The 13,483-nt window shown below is 39.0% G+C and carries 13 protein-coding genes; 4 read left to right on the forward strand and 9 right to left on the reverse strand.

What is annotated here, in order from left to right; all coding sequences use genetic code 11:
- Positions 1-678: 678 nt before the first annotated feature.
- From JXQ92_RS04985 to JXQ92_RS05000, 4 genes are all read right to left on the reverse strand, one after another.
- On the reverse strand, positions 679-1,866 hold the full coding sequence (locus tag JXQ92_RS04985) for a hypothetical protein (RefSeq protein ID WP_421985489.1): 1,188 nt from the start codon (positions 1,864-1,866) through the stop codon (positions 679-681).
- 17 nt (positions 1,867-1,883) lie between these two features.
- On the reverse strand, positions 1,884-4,412 hold the full coding sequence (gene gyrA / locus JXQ92_RS04990) for a DNA gyrase subunit A (protein ID WP_421985490.1): 2,529 nt from the start codon (positions 4,410-4,412) through the stop codon (positions 1,884-1,886).
- Between the two features lie 78 nt (positions 4,413-4,490).
- Positions 4,491-5,651, reverse strand: a complete 1,161-nt coding sequence (locus tag JXQ92_RS04995; protein WP_421985491.1) for a hypothetical protein — start codon at positions 5,649-5,651, stop codon at positions 4,491-4,493.
- Positions 5,652-5,770: 119 nt separating this feature from the next.
- Positions 5,771-6,220, reverse strand: coding sequence for a hypothetical protein (locus tag JXQ92_RS05000; protein ID WP_421985492.1), 450 nt, complete (start codon positions 6,218-6,220; stop codon positions 5,771-5,773).
- A 192-nt stretch (positions 6,221-6,412) separates the two neighbouring features.
- Between JXQ92_RS05000 and JXQ92_RS05005 the strand changes: the two genes are divergently transcribed.
- Positions 6,413-6,760, forward strand: a complete 348-nt coding sequence (locus JXQ92_RS05005; protein WP_421985493.1) for an arsenate reductase family protein — start codon at positions 6,413-6,415, stop codon at positions 6,758-6,760.
- On the opposite strand, the gene rpe is transcribed toward JXQ92_RS05005, so the two are convergent.
- From rpe to JXQ92_RS05020, 3 genes are read right to left on the reverse strand one after another with little or no spacing between them, the layout of a single operon-like run.
- Positions 6,757-7,410 carry a ribulose-phosphate 3-epimerase gene (gene rpe, locus JXQ92_RS05010; RefSeq protein ID WP_421985494.1) on the reverse strand — a complete coding sequence of 218 codons (654 nt, stop codon included), beginning with the start codon at positions 7,408-7,410 and terminating at the stop codon, positions 6,757-6,759. The two genes, JXQ92_RS05005 and rpe, sit on opposite strands and share 4 nt — an antisense overlap.
- A gap of 33 nt (positions 7,411-7,443) precedes the next feature.
- Positions 7,444-9,057: a S8 family serine peptidase gene (locus JXQ92_RS05015; RefSeq protein ID WP_421985495.1), complete on the reverse strand. Its 1,614-nt coding sequence runs from the start codon at positions 9,055-9,057 to the stop codon at positions 7,444-7,446.
- Positions 9,041-9,781, reverse strand: coding sequence for a hypothetical protein (locus JXQ92_RS05020; RefSeq protein WP_421985496.1), 741 nt, complete (start codon positions 9,779-9,781; stop codon positions 9,041-9,043). The genes JXQ92_RS05015 and JXQ92_RS05020 overlap by 17 nt, the downstream gene beginning before the upstream one ends.
- Before the next feature lie 234 nt (positions 9,782-10,015).
- Here JXQ92_RS05020 and JXQ92_RS05025 point away from each other — a divergent pair, with 234 nt between their 5' ends.
- The 3 genes from JXQ92_RS05025 to JXQ92_RS05035 all read left to right on the forward strand — a co-directional run bounded on the left by JXQ92_RS05025 (position 10,016) and on the right by JXQ92_RS05035 (position 11,583).
- Positions 10,016-10,606, forward strand: coding sequence for a phosphoribosylanthranilate isomerase (locus JXQ92_RS05025; protein ID WP_421985497.1), 591 nt, complete (start codon positions 10,016-10,018; stop codon positions 10,604-10,606).
- Between the two features lie 83 nt (positions 10,607-10,689).
- Positions 10,690-11,184, forward strand: coding sequence for a SixA phosphatase family protein (locus tag JXQ92_RS05030; protein WP_421985498.1), 495 nt, complete (start codon positions 10,690-10,692; stop codon positions 11,182-11,184).
- A gap of 9 nt (positions 11,185-11,193) precedes the next feature.
- Positions 11,194-11,583 carry a hypothetical protein gene (locus JXQ92_RS05035; RefSeq protein ID WP_421985499.1) on the forward strand — a complete coding sequence of 130 codons (390 nt, stop codon included), beginning with the start codon at positions 11,194-11,196 and terminating at the stop codon, positions 11,581-11,583.
- On the opposite strand, the gene JXQ92_RS05040 is transcribed toward JXQ92_RS05035, so the two are convergent.
- Together JXQ92_RS05040 and JXQ92_RS05045 are read right to left on the reverse strand one after the other, a co-directional pair.
- Complete coding sequence (locus tag JXQ92_RS05040) at positions 11,552-12,448, reverse strand: lysylphosphatidylglycerol synthase transmembrane domain-containing protein (protein ID WP_421985500.1); 897 nt, start codon at positions 12,446-12,448, stop codon at positions 11,552-11,554. The two genes, JXQ92_RS05035 and JXQ92_RS05040, sit on opposite strands and share 32 nt — an antisense overlap.
- A complete protein-coding gene (locus JXQ92_RS05045) occupies positions 12,432-13,373 on the reverse strand; it encodes a glycosyltransferase family 2 protein (RefSeq protein ID WP_421985501.1) in 942 nt (313 codons plus the stop codon). The genes JXQ92_RS05040 and JXQ92_RS05045 overlap by 17 nt, the downstream gene beginning before the upstream one ends.
- Positions 13,374-13,483 lie beyond the last annotated feature (110 nt).

Genomic DNA, 13,483 nt, shown 5'->3' on the forward strand with positions numbered 1-13,483 from the left:
TATTCAGTGAATGAATTTAGCGAGAGGCCGGCCTGTAGGGCGAGCATCATTTAGACATGCAACGCCAACACACAGCCAAACAAAGCGATGGCTCGCATGTGTTTTACTCATACGCACGAGCATGCGCACAAGGCCCTCGTGAATCTCCAAACTCGATTTGACAGGCGACCCCGAAGCTTCGGAACTAACGCCTGACAATCGCGTGTACAGAATGAAACTGTATAACAACCCGTATATTCAAACCTACAGAAAGCCTATGCCTGGCAATTCTTATGTAAGGATCAGCGTTCAGAAGGCTTCCGGTAGACGGCTTTAGCAAGTAGCCAGTATGTTGGGCAATCATCGGCATGAGATTGTAGTTGTTTGTCACAGTCGTAATGCTAAAGTGATTGAGAAGTATTAAAACTGATTATATAACAGGCGCTAGTTTGGGAAGGCGAAATTCCCTTAACATAAAACCTAAGGTTATTGTACTGGCGTAGCGATAACTGGTTTTATATTAAATACTGCGCAGGCTCGGTATTATGGGGATTATTGAAATTATGTAACATAATTAATATTATGTAAAATAGATTGTTTTAAGACCTGCACTCCACTGTTAGAACTTTATCAATTATTTTTTGGGCATAAAAAAAGGGACGCTAATGCATCCCTTTAATTTATTTTTATGTGTGTGAATTATTCCCCACCACCTTCTAACTTGTCAATCTTGTCAAGCAACTCATCTCTTTTCTCTGGCATTTTCAGCTGATCGTAAATTGTACTTAACGGACGTAATGCATATAGATCATTAGGATCTACTTCTAACATTTTAATAAACATTGGCATAGATTCTTTGAATTTCTCTACTGCCTGTTGCTTAAGTGCTTCATATTTTGCGTCGTCATCAATCTCAGTATTAGCATTGGTCATGATATCGGCAGCTTGGTTATAGATAGCCGAACCTAATACGTAATAAACATCAGCGTAATCAGGATCTAGCTCTAAAGCTTTCTTAGCGTTCTCTTCAGCTTTTACAAAATCGTCTTTGTTTAGCATTAAGAAAGCTAATGTGTAATAGTTGCCCTTATCAGCATTTCCAGCGGCTACTATTTCCTGTAATCCAGTAACTGCCTCGTCCATTTGATCAGACTCTACTAATACAGTTACTTCGTTAGTACTGTACCATTTGTCGCCTGGGTATAGTTCCTTTCCTCTTCTTATTGCCTCCAATGCTGGCTCGTAATCTTTAGCATTTACAAGCATGCTGATCACAGTTTTTAGTGCATATTCCTTATTGTCATAATCTCCATCGTAGTTCATAACAATCTTGTAGAACTTCATTGCTACTTCGTCAAGATCAGCGTTCTCCGCAGAATAACCTGCAAAAAAGGCTCTTTCTATCACCGTAGGATCCATTTCGTACAATAGATTAAGCATTGGGTGCGCTTTTTCGAAATCTTCTACCTCAAGTGCTTTGTTACTTTCTATAGTTAAGTGGTGTTCTAAAAGACCATAAGCAGTTCCTCCGTCGATCTGTTTTGTAGGATCAAGCGGGTTGAAGATAGGATTCTCCGTTAATTTTGCTTTGTTCTTTTCATCAGACAATTCGATGGCTTTGTTGAATTGCTTCAAACTTTCAGCAGCATCTGCTATGTCATTAAATTCTCCAGCTACATACTTTTGTAGGCTAACTTTACCTAAAACAGTGTATACACTTGGATTGTCTTTGGTTTCGGCATTTTCTGCAGCCTGATTGGCCAAAGTTACAGCTTGTTCATAATCGCCTTTTTTAAAGGCCTTTTCTGCACCTTTCAAGACTTTCTTCTGAGCAAATACGCCCATCGCAAGAATTGATAATGCTAATGTAAATACTAACTTTTTCATGAGTTTCAGTCTCTAGTTTAATCTTCTTTTTTGTCTTCTTGAGATGATTCACCCGAACCATCGGTATTTTCCGGAGTCTCTAATGCTTCGTCTTCACCTTCTATTCGTTCTATTTTTTCAACGGAAGATATAGCGTCTCCATCGTTTAAGCGAATCACACGTACCCCTTGAGTGGCTCTACCCATCACTCGTAATCCACTAACTGAAATCCTTATCGTAATACCAGATTTGTTAATGATCATGAGGTCATCGGTGTCGACAACTTCTTTAATGGCAACCAAGTTACCAGTTTTTTCAGTAATGTTAATGGTTTTGACTCCCTTACCTCCTCTTTTGGTAATTCTATAGTCATCTATGGCAGAGCGCTTACCGTAGCCTTTTTCAGACACTACTAATAGGTTAGCTTCTTCTCTGTTTACACATACCATGCCAACTACCTTATCATCGTCTCCTTCTAGCCTCACGCCTCTTACACCGGCAGCTGTTCTACCCATGGCCCTGGTTTGGTCTTCGTGAAAGTGAACTACCTTTCCTGAGCGCTTACCGATTATGATGTGATTATCACCATTGGTGAGTTTAACCGCCAATAATCTATCCCCTTCATTAATAGTGATTGCATTGATACCATTTGTTCTAGGTCTAGAATATGCCTCAAGACTTGTCTTCTTAATGGTACCTTTTTCAGTACACATAATTACGTAGTTATTATTTACGTAATCTTCATCTTTCAAGTCTCCAACACTGATTACGCCACGAATTTTATCTCCTGGTTCAATGTTAATAAGGTTTTGTACTGGTCTACCTTTAGCCGTTTTACTGCCTTCTGGTAGTTCCCATACTTTTTTCCAGAATACTTTACCGAATTCAGTAAATATCAATAGGTAGTTGTGCGTCATACCCATAAATAAGTATTCCGTGAAGTCATCTTGTTTGGAACCTGCTCCTTTTGATCCTACTCCACCTCTACCTTGTGTTCGGTATTCTGATAGTAATGTTCTTTTAATATACCCTTGATGAGAAATAGTAATCACCATTTCTTCATTAGGAATCATATCTTCTGTTGTAAAATCTTCTGCAGAATGGATAATATCTGTTCTACGCTCATCACCATAACGATCTTTGATTTCAGTCAATTCGTCTTTGATAATGCCCATTCTCAATTCTTCTTTCGCAAGAATCTCTTCCAAATGAGCGATCAATTCCATGAGCTCGTCGTATTCCTTCTGGATTTTCTCTCTTTCAAGACCTGTCAGTCTTTGAAGACGCATTTCCAAAATCGCTTTCGCTTGAATGTCAGACAACTTGAAGTTTTCTATTAAGCCTGCTTTCGCAATCTCAGGATCTCTAGAACTTCTAATTAAATTAATGACTTCATCAAGGTTATCTAAAGCGATTAAGTAACCTTCAAGAATGTGTGCACGTTTTTGTGCTTCTCTTAATTCGTACTCCGTTCTTCTGATCACAACCTCATGTCTGTGATCTACAAAGTGCTTTATTAAGTCTTTGAGGTTCAGTGTATAAGGACGACCTTTTACAAGTGCTACATTATTTACACTAAACGAAGATTGAAGTTGCGTGTATTTGAAAAGGTTGTTCAGTACAACGTTGCCTATCGCGTCTTTCTTAAGCTCATAAACGATACGCATTCCGTTTCTATCCGACTCATCGCGAATATCTGAAATACCTTCAATTTTCTTTTCATTTACAAGACCAGCTGTCTTTTCAATCATGCTGGCTTTGTTCACCTGATATGGAATCTCGGTGACAATGATTTGCTCACGACCTGTTTTAGTTGTTTCTATATCAGCCTTCGCCCTGAGCACTACTCTACCTCTACCTGTTTCCAGGGCAGATTTTACGCCTGTGTAACCGTAGATTGTTCCTCCTGTAGGGAAATCTGGAGCCGTAATGTACGTCATCAACTCACTGATGTCGATATCATTATTATCGATATAAGCATTGATGCCATCTACCACTTCAGTTAAGTTGTGTGGCGCCATGTTAGTGGCCATACCAACAGCAATACCTGAACTACCATTTAAAAGTAGATTGGGCAGCTTCGCTGGCAATACAGTGGGTTCTTTGAGGGAATCATCGAAGTTGAACTGGAAATCAACAGTTTCTTTGTTGATATCAGTTAATAATTCATCGGCAATTCTGCGTAAACGGGCTTCCGTATAACGCATGGCTGCTGGTGAGTCACCATCAACCGAACCAAAGTTTCCTTGTCCGTCGACTAATGGGTAACGTAATGACCATTCTTGGGCCATTCGTACCATTGTGTCGTAAACTGAAGAGTCACCATGTGGGTGATACTTACCGAGAACTTCTCCTACTATTCTTGCTGATTTCTTATATGATTTGTTCCAGTTTACTCCTAGATCGAGCATTCCGTATAAAACCCTTCTGTGAACCGGTTTTAAACCATCTCGAACATCGGGTAATGCTCTTGAAATAATCACCGACATAGAGTAGTCGATGTATGCTCCACGCATCTCATCTTCTATGTTAATCGGAATGATTGTTTCGTTATTTCCGTCTGCCATAAATAACTTAAAAAGTGTAATTAGTTAAGGCAGCAAGATACCAAAAATAATCGGTTTTGAAGGTCAAAAACTAATGCTTTAATTACCTTTCTTCGACTTCTTTTTCTTGGGTTTGGCGAATGAGTATCCTCTCGGTTTTCTACGGACTCTATTTTGACCATATCGTGGGTTCTGTTTCCTATAAAAAGGCCTTCCCCGGTAGATTTTTCCATCGAAAACATGCTCTAATTGTACCTGATCGGCTTGGTACTTATTTCTAGGATATGTTGGGTATTTGAGCAGTAAACCTAAGTCTATGCTGAATAATGAAAACTTATGTTGGGTTGAAATCTGATCGTTTGCAATGGTATAACTTCTTAACTCGAACGAAGACCTGATGTAAGCTTTAAAATACTTCGAGAATTTCTGCTGAAACATAATACCTACGTTGAAAAATGGGTCGTAAGTGATGAGGTCATTGTTGGCATGACTGCTTTTTATCTTCCAGACACCGCCTAATACATCGGCATGGATGGAATAGTCTCCTAGGGTATAGAAGTTATAGCTTACGGAGCCAAAGATTTTGGTTGTACTGAGTTTGGTCCTTGGCAGATTAAAGCCTCTTAAGGCGCTAGCAACATCTTGCGTAGATGTTGCATCGAAATTTAGATTGCCAAAACTGATTCCTCCCCCTATTCTAACCAAGTCTTCATCGGTATAGATTTTCTCCTTTGTAGTTTCGAAATGTTGCTTATCGAGTTTTTTGATACTGAATGATAAGCGGAATGTTAGGGGGTTAATATTTCCCGAATTACTATATCGAAAATCAACGGTATCTGACCGTACGATATGGCTATCGTCGTCGATTCGCTCAATTCCTATTGGCGTAATGTCATTAAACCAGTTGTTATAGGCATTTATAGGGCTTGTGGTACCGTCTTCCTGATCGAGGGGCACAATGTAGAGCTGATCTCCTCTTGGGTCGCGTATAATGGAAGCATCGGTGAATGTGTTGCTATAAGTAAAGTATCCAAAGCCTTTTTCGATGCTAAAATTGAAACGATTAGCAAATTTTCTCAGTGGGTTGACTAACCTTCTTTCGGCTTGTCTCTTCTGTTTTTCTGGGTCTGGTGCCTCTTCTAGAACAAAAGCATCAACATTGGCCTTCTTATTTTTCCTCTTAAAGAGTTGTGCCTCAGCCTGGAATGCCGAAAAACAAGTAAAAAAAATGAGTAGTAATAAAGTGCGCTTTCTAGGCAATGGCTCTTTGTTTCTTATTTAATGGTAAACTAAGGCAATTATTATGGAAGGCATAAAAAAAGACTGCAAAATGCAGTCTCTTTCGTTTTAGAATATATTAAGGTTGATTAAGGTTCTTCTTACATAGCGGCCATAATGCCGTCTACTTTTGCTTTTAAAGCACTATCGCTTTTATAAGCTTTCTTAATAGCATTGTACTGTTTAGCACCTAAAGAATACTTTGCTAGGTTGCTCACTACTGTTCCAGCAGCTTTAGTTCTTGCTTTTACAAGCTTTTGCATCTGACCATAGAAACCTTTTTCTAAGTCAGTAGCGTCAGCAGGTAATTTAGAGACATCGCCTTTAGCAGCTTTATTTAAAGCATCATATCTTTTACCATCAATACCTTCTTGCTGAGCAATGTAGCCATTTACTAGTGGGCTAATTTTTTCAGTAATAGACTTTTGGGCCATTAAAATAATAGCATAATCTTTTACCTCTTGGTCAGTGAAATCCTGCGCACTTACAGTACTAAATGCCATAGCTGAAAACAGCATGGTTAATAATACGGTATTCTTTAATCTTCTCATTTCAATTTTAAATTTTAGTTAAAAGAAAGGGTAGTCAATCCTTCTCTTCAGATAGTTTGTAGTTTAGTTGCTTAATACAGCGATACAAAACAAAGGAATTGTCGAAAACATACAAGCGAAAGTTTGTCAAATTTCGATTTAAGGCAATAATTTTAGGCCTAGTGTCCAATATTTGACGAATAAAATTCAATCATGCGTAAAGTATACTACCTATCCACTTGCGATACTTGTAAAAGAATCATGAAAAGCCTCAACCTTGAAGGTTTTGAAAAACAGGATATTAAAACTGAATCCATTACCACCGAACAAATTGAAGAAATGTATGCGCTTTCGGGTTCCTACGAAAGTTTGTTCAGTAAAGTGGCTAGAAAATACCGTGCCAATGGGTTGCACGAAAGAACTTTAAGTGAAACGGACTTGAAAGGTTTTATACTGGATGAGTATACATTTTTAAAGCGCCCTGTCTTTATTATCGATGATCAGATTTTTATTGGTAACAGTAAAAAGGTTGTAGCCGAACTGGAGACTATTTTAAGTTAGATGCTCTTGAGTTCTTGAATAGTAGCTTGAGGATCGACAGATTTAAATACAAAGCTACCTGCTACTAGAATATCTGCTCCTGCTTCTAGTAATTTGGGTGCATTGTTGATGTTAACGCCTCCGTCTATTTCAATTTGAGTACTCGCATTGTTTTCAGCAATAATCTCTTTAAGCTGCCGAACCTTCTTATAGGTGTTATCAATAAATTTTTGCCCTCCGAAACCTGGGTTTACAGACATTATACATACCAAATCGATATCCTTGATTGTATCTTCTAGTAATTGAACATTGGTATGTGGATTTATGGCCACTCCTGCCCTACAATCCAAAGCTTTTATTTCTTGAAGCGCTCTATGCAAATGATTCGTTGCTTCATAATGAATCGTCAGGTTTGCAGCACCAACATCGCGAAAAGCCTTTAAGTAATTCTCAGGCTTCTCTATCATTAAATGAACATCTAAGGGTTTGTGCGCGTGCCTATTAATAGCTTCACAAACCGGTAAGCCAAATGAAATATTTGGAACAAACAGGCCATCCATGATATCAATATGGATCCAGTCGGCTTGACTTTGGTTTAGCATTTCTACGTCTTCCTGTAGATTGGCAAAGTCTGCTGCTAAAATAGATGGGGCGATTATCGGAGCATTCATTATTCAAATATAATCCAATATTGACCAATAAACTTATCTGGTCTTAATGATCTTTTTCGTGATTAAACCATCTGGGGTAACGAGACGAACCAGTAAAAGACCTGGCCGAACTTTCGATAGGTCAATTTGCTGCTTATTGTTGAATAAGTTCGGGGTAAAAGAAAATCGTTCAACGGTCGATCCATTGCTATTCACCACATTCACACTAATGTCTTCCCCAAAGAAAGCCTCGCTAAAACTTAGCGTTAGGTATGTTAAGTCTGTAGGATTGGGATAAGCGATAACTCCTTCTTCTATCGGTATTAATGCTGCATCAGCAATTTTAGCAGCGGTTTCGAAGAATGGAATTCCGTATCCGAAATCCTGATCCGGGGCTTCTGCCCTATCTGCTGACTGCCTAATGATATCCATTAATTCTAGGTTGGTCTTTTCTGGAAAGGCCTGAACAAGCCCTGCCGAAAGGCCAGCAATTAAGGGCGAAGAAAAAGAGGTTCCGCTTTGAAAGGCAATTGAATTGGAGGAAGTCAATAATTGAGTATTGACTCCTAATGCCACTACGTCTGGTTTTATTCTATTATCTGCAGTTGGACCCGAACTACTGAAACTAGCTAGCGATTCTGTACTATTAATCGCACCTACCGCTAATACATTTTCACTATCTGCCGGGGCTGTCACCGACTGCCAAGAACTGGTTCTTTGATTCCCAGCACTATTTACTAAAAGTATGCCTTTGGAAGCAGCTAGATTCGATGCTCTGGTAATTACAGTGGTGCTGCCATCCATTTGCGACTCTAAATAATCCATTGAAGCATCATCGAATTCGCTATAACCTAGGGACGTATTGATTACATCAACTCCGATACTATCGGCCATTTCAGCGGCAAAAAGCCAATTATATTCTTCAATACGGTATTCACTGGCTTCGTTTTCCGTAACAGCCAGTACAAAAGTTGCCTCAGGTACCGCACCGATCATTTCTCCATCGGCACCAAGAATTGATAATACGCGAAGCCCATGATCATATCGGTTATCTACATTCGCATTATTATCTACATAGTTGAAAGTATGAGCTAATCGATTCTGTTCTAGTATATGATTAAAGGCGGGAATTGAAGTGTAATTTTCAAAACCAGAATCAAAAATGGCTACCATAACGCCTGCTCCTTTATAACCAGCGGCGTGCATGTCGTTGATGCCTAACATTTGATATTGCAACCTTTCTACTCTTGGCGGTTCTATGGGTGATTCCTCTGTGTCTGCCCTTTCACTGGGCCGTTGAGAAAGTATTGCATTTGGGGAAACCAGTTCAACCCGGTCAACAAAACTTAAGGCCAAAACATCATTCACAAAAGCATCTTCCATTTGAACTAGTACAGCGTTCATCCAACGGGTGGTGAAGAAAGTTTCTACGCCTAAAGCGGCCACTCGAGTTACGTAGGTTTTATTAACAGGAATATCTTCTTCCGAAACAGCGACATTATGCTTCAATCGTCGAGAAACAGATCGCTCTGAAAGAAATTCTAATGGTCTGTTTGTTGAATATGTAGTATTGGCCTTGTCTTTAAAAAAGACCATGTATTGTTCTTGACCATGAAGGCTAAGTGATAAAGTGAGGAAGAGTATAAATAAACTAGTTACCTGCTTCATTAGTGGTGCCGTGTGCTATCAGTGTTTCCAAATAGTAACGACCTGACTGCACTATTTCTTGGTTGGCACATGGTCCAACTGAACAGAATTTCACCTGTCGGTATTCTTTCCGTACCAATCCGATACTATCAGCATAAACTTCAGTGCGTTCATCTCTGAATGTGATGGCTAATCCTGCAGCATTTTCGTCATTATCGTCACTTACTTGAATTTCTGTCGCTCTTAAAAATGTATTAAACCCTTGCGTAAAGGGCTCATTAAAAGACAAATACTTTTGTGTGAGTGCTTCTTGCCCATTGAGTAGGTTCCTGTCCCACCTTCGAGTCGTATCAACAGGAAACACCATTTTCTGCAAGGGTATATTGTTTTCTACTGACACGGCTCTTCCAGCTTCCACCCTAGCAGTCCAGATAGAATCTAAGAGCCATGGGTCAGTACTTTGAGTTCTCGTCAGGCGACGTATTATTCTAGATTCTACACCATTCACTGTAAATGGTTCGTCCACTTCTTCTCTTAACTGATATTCCAGTGTATCACTAATTTCTACAGCCGTATAGCGAATTTCATATACATCGTACTCGCGAAACTTGTTTGGTTCTAGAAAGAAATATGTTTTTCCCAAGTCCGGATCTAATGGTGGTTCGGCGGGTGCGTCATCACCTGTACTGCAGGCATAAGTGGTGACTAGTGCAAGGAACAATAGGAATTGAAATTTCAATCGCATTAATGTAAAATTAACAGGTTTAGGGAATGATTAAATAACGAGAAACAACTATTCTTAGCGTTCCTTATTATCAAACTTCTTAATTGGACTACAAGTGTCTTAAAAAAGACCCTAATTTTTCCTGATTGATACTTTACATTTCTTGAAATCAAAACGACTATAGGCTCAAAAGCACATGTATTACTATCAAATTCTATTATTTTTGGGCAAAATTTCAAGTAGACGGATTAAAGAATGGCTTTAAAAACATTTGTAGTTGTAAGCGGCATTAATAACCTCAGCGACGCTCGGTATTGCGCGGGAATGGAGGTAAATGAGTTAGGTTTTAATATTGAGGCTGAAAACTCGAACTACACCGATCCTGACAAGTTTAAGGAAATGACTGATTGGCTTTCAGGCGTTGAATTCGTTGGTGAGGTACTTTCTGAAACCACTGATCTTGTAGAGACTACAAAAAGCTACAACCTAAATGGTATTCAAATAAGTCATCTAAGTCAGGTAAAAGCAGCGATCGCCTTAAATCTGAAGGTAATTTTCAATGCCGATTCTATTGAAATAGCTCAAGCAGCATGGGATGCATCTGGTAAAAGCCTTTCCTATGTTATTTTGAACGGAACGATTTCTACCCCTGATTTAATAGACGTCTCCTTCCCTTTTGTGCTAGCTGAAGGTTTTAATGCGGACACTGTATTAGCTATGCTCGAAACGAATAAGCCCAAAGGCATTTTACTTAAAGGTGGTGATGAAATAAGACCAGGCTATAAAGACTTTGATGAATTGGCTGATATTCTTGAAGTGTTAGAAATTGATGATCTCGCGGAGTAAACTATTCGCCACTCTTATAAAAAAACTCCCTTTAGAAGTTTCTTGTGGTAGTTCCTATTAAATTGAGCTATAAATCAATAAATATGAAACGACTCTTTCTTCTTTGCTTTCTTGTAATTTCTTCCGCTCAACTTTTTGCCCAAGATGAGGTGACTACCTTTATTTTGGTGCGTCATGCAGAAAAATCAAAAGACGACCCTAGAGACCCTAGCCTTTCTGAAGCAGGGGTAAAAAGAGCTGCTGCCTTAAATGCCATGCTTGGCCAGGCTGATATTGCCGCATTATACTCTTCCCCTTATAAGCGTACAAAAAGCACTGTTAAGCCAATTGCAGATGCTAAAGGTCTTGAAATAAACATTTATGACCCGAGAAGCGCTGCTTTTTTAGAAGATATTATGAAAGCACACAGAGGAAAAACTATTGTGATATCTGGTCATTCTAATACTACGCCAAGTGTTGTGAATGCACTGATTGGTAAAGATCAGTTCAAGCAATTATCTGAAAGTGATTTCAGTAAGATTTTTATTGTAAGCGTAACGGAAATCGGAAAAGGTACAGCGACAGTGCTTACTTATTAGAAAAGTGTAATGAAACCTGAGACTAAATCGAGACTCAAATCTGTTTCATTGCTAATTATTGTAGGATTTTATCTGTTTGCAGGCGCCAATCATTTCATCGATCCTGACTTTTATTACCCGTTAATTCCAGCATATTTGCCTTGGGTAAAACCCATTAACGTCATTAGTGGAGTGGCTGAAATTGCATTGGCTTTTGGACTCCTTTATAAGCCTACACGCAGAATTTCTTCCGTTCTGATTATCCTAATGCTCATCGCGTTTATACCTGCGCACATCTATTTTATACAGTTAGGCGGTTGTGTACATGAAGGCTTATGTGTTGCTGCCTGGGTAGCTTGGGCAAGATTGTTAGTGATTCACCCGATTCTTATTGCTTGGGTGTGGTGGCATCGGGAATAGTTTCCACTTTACCGATTTTCAAATAGGCTATCCCTATTAATGAGCTTACAAGTGTAATTAAGAAAAACAGCGATGCTAAGGCTACTGAAGCTGATTCATTCAATAGAAAAATTTCATAGCCAATGGTCATTGTAAGTTCTCGCACCCCAAAACCACCGGGCAGTGATATAGGTAAAGCCGCTAAAACTGATGAAAGTAAAAAGAGTGTAAAATAGTCTACATACCCTGTTTCTACTCCTAACGATTTAAGGATAAGAAAAGCGCAAAGCACTTGTAAAGACTGTACGCCAATGGCTTGGATGTTTGTGATATGACTTACTTTTTTATACGTCGGAAAGATATAATGTACCATAACGTAATAGGCAGGAAAGGCTAGTACTAAACCCAGCCAAAGCAGAAAACCATAACCTTCTAAAGCATCATACGCCGTACCGAGTAACCCAAGTCCACAGCCAAGGAATCCAAGCGCCACTACCCCGCTAATTCTATCCAAAAGCGTGGCCGCTAATAGTTGCTTGACTGGTTTCTTGTAAATTTTATTGAGGAGATAGACTTTGTAACCATCGCCTCCTATTCCTCCTGGCAAAAACTGATTATACAGCATACCTAAATAGTAAAGCTTCAGATTATAAATTTCACTCAGCCTGATTTCAATGGCTTTAAAGAAGTGATTTAACCGAATAGCACTTAGAATCTTAGAAGCATTAAAAGCTAATAGAGCCAGTAGTAACCAACCAATATTTGCTTTTAAAAGACTTGATTTAAGTTCTTCTACATCTATTTCGTCTACCACATAGTAAATGGCAAAAGCGGCAATTGCTATTTGAAGCGTTAGTTTAAGTCCTTTCTTAACTCGCTTGTCCAATGTAGGTTTCTTTCAGGCGATAGACTGTCTTATTTTGAGACTCAAAGTACGTTCTCATCATCAATTCAGCGATAATTCCCACCGTAATAAACTGAATACCCGCTAAAATCATGATACTCCCAAGAAGTAGTAGTGGTCTTCCCCAAATATCTGCTCCTGTAACAAATTTGTAAATCACGAGGTATAAATCGATCATAAAGCCCAAAGCGAACGTGATAATGCCTAATCCACCAAATAAATGCATTGGTCTTCTGAAGTATTTCTGGAAGAAAATCATCAGAATAAGGTCGGCCATTACCTTAAAGGTTCTGTTAATGCCGTATTTAGATTCACCATGAATTCTAGCATGGTGATTCACATCTACTTCGGTCATTTTAGCGCCTTGCAGTTTAGCTAAAACTGGAATGAAACGGTGCAATTCGCCATATAAACCCAGATTTTTAGCAATATCGCTTTTGTAAATTCTCAGCGAACAGCCATAATCAGTAAGTCTAACATCAGTAGTATTACGAATAATCCAATTGGCAATCTTACTTGGGAATTTTCGAAGTACAAAGCCATCTTTTCTATTTGCCCTTACTCCTGCTACCACGTCCATGCCTGATTCCTCAAGTTTGGCCATCATTTTAGGAATATCCGCAGGGTCATTCTGCAAGTCACCATCCATGGTTACTATGAACTCACCCTTGGCGGCTGCAATTCCAGCTGACATTGCAGTACTCTGACCATAGTTTTTATTGAATATCAGGAGTTGAGTTCGCTCATTGGCGACGGACTTGGCATTCTCAACGGTTTTATCCGTAGAACCATCGTCCACTAAAATTAACTCATAGTCTATACCTTCAAGCGCCTCGTATTCTTTCTGGCACAATGGAATGACATTATCTTCCTCGTTGTAAACGGTAACTACAACCGATAGCTTCATACTCTAAATTTGAACTGCAAAGTAAATGAGTTCTATCTCAAATACCTAAAAGGTTTTTATACTTCAATTGAAGCGACTGGTATTGAATAACAGACAATTGTTTAGCTTTG

Source organism: Roseivirga sp. (assembly GCF_049099775.1).
In the GTDB taxonomy this organism is placed as follows: domain Bacteria; phylum Bacteroidota; class Bacteroidia; order Cytophagales; family Cyclobacteriaceae; genus Roseivirga.

Bases quoted from the DNA above. Each gene is read 5' to 3' on its own strand.
- JXQ92_RS05000 (WP_421985492.1), bottom strand. From the start codon at position 6,220: ATGAGAAGATTAAAGAATACCGTATTATTAACCATGCTGTTTTCAGCT.
- JXQ92_RS05045 (WP_421985501.1), bottom strand. From the start codon at position 13,373: ATGAAGCTATCGGTTGTAGTTACCGTTTACAACGAGGAAGATAATGTC.
- JXQ92_RS04985 (WP_421985489.1), bottom strand. From the start codon at position 1,866: ATGAAAAAGTTAGTATTTACATTAGCATTATCAATTCTTGCGATGGGC.
- JXQ92_RS05025 (WP_421985497.1), top strand. From the start codon at position 10,016: ATGGCTTTAAAAACATTTGTAGTTGTAAGCGGCATTAATAACCTCAGC.
- JXQ92_RS05020 (WP_421985496.1), bottom strand. From the start codon at position 9,781: ATGCGATTGAAATTTCAATTCCTATTGTTCCTTGCACTAGTCACCACT.
- JXQ92_RS05015 (WP_421985495.1), bottom strand. From the start codon at position 9,057: ATGAAGCAGGTAACTAGTTTATTTATACTCTTCCTCACTTTATCACTT.
- JXQ92_RS05005 (WP_421985493.1), top strand. From the start codon at position 6,413: ATGCGTAAAGTATACTACCTATCCACTTGCGATACTTGTAAAAGAATC.
- gyrA (WP_421985490.1), bottom strand. From the start codon at position 4,412: ATGGCAGACGGAAATAACGAAACAATCATTCCGATTAACATAGAAGAT.
- JXQ92_RS05035 (WP_421985499.1), top strand. From the start codon at position 11,194: ATGAAACCTGAGACTAAATCGAGACTCAAATCTGTTTCATTGCTAATT.
- rpe (WP_421985494.1), bottom strand. From the start codon at position 7,410: ATGAATGCTCCGATAATCGCCCCATCTATTTTAGCAGCAGACTTTGCC.
- JXQ92_RS05030 (WP_421985498.1), top strand. From the start codon at position 10,690: ATGAAACGACTCTTTCTTCTTTGCTTTCTTGTAATTTCTTCCGCTCAA.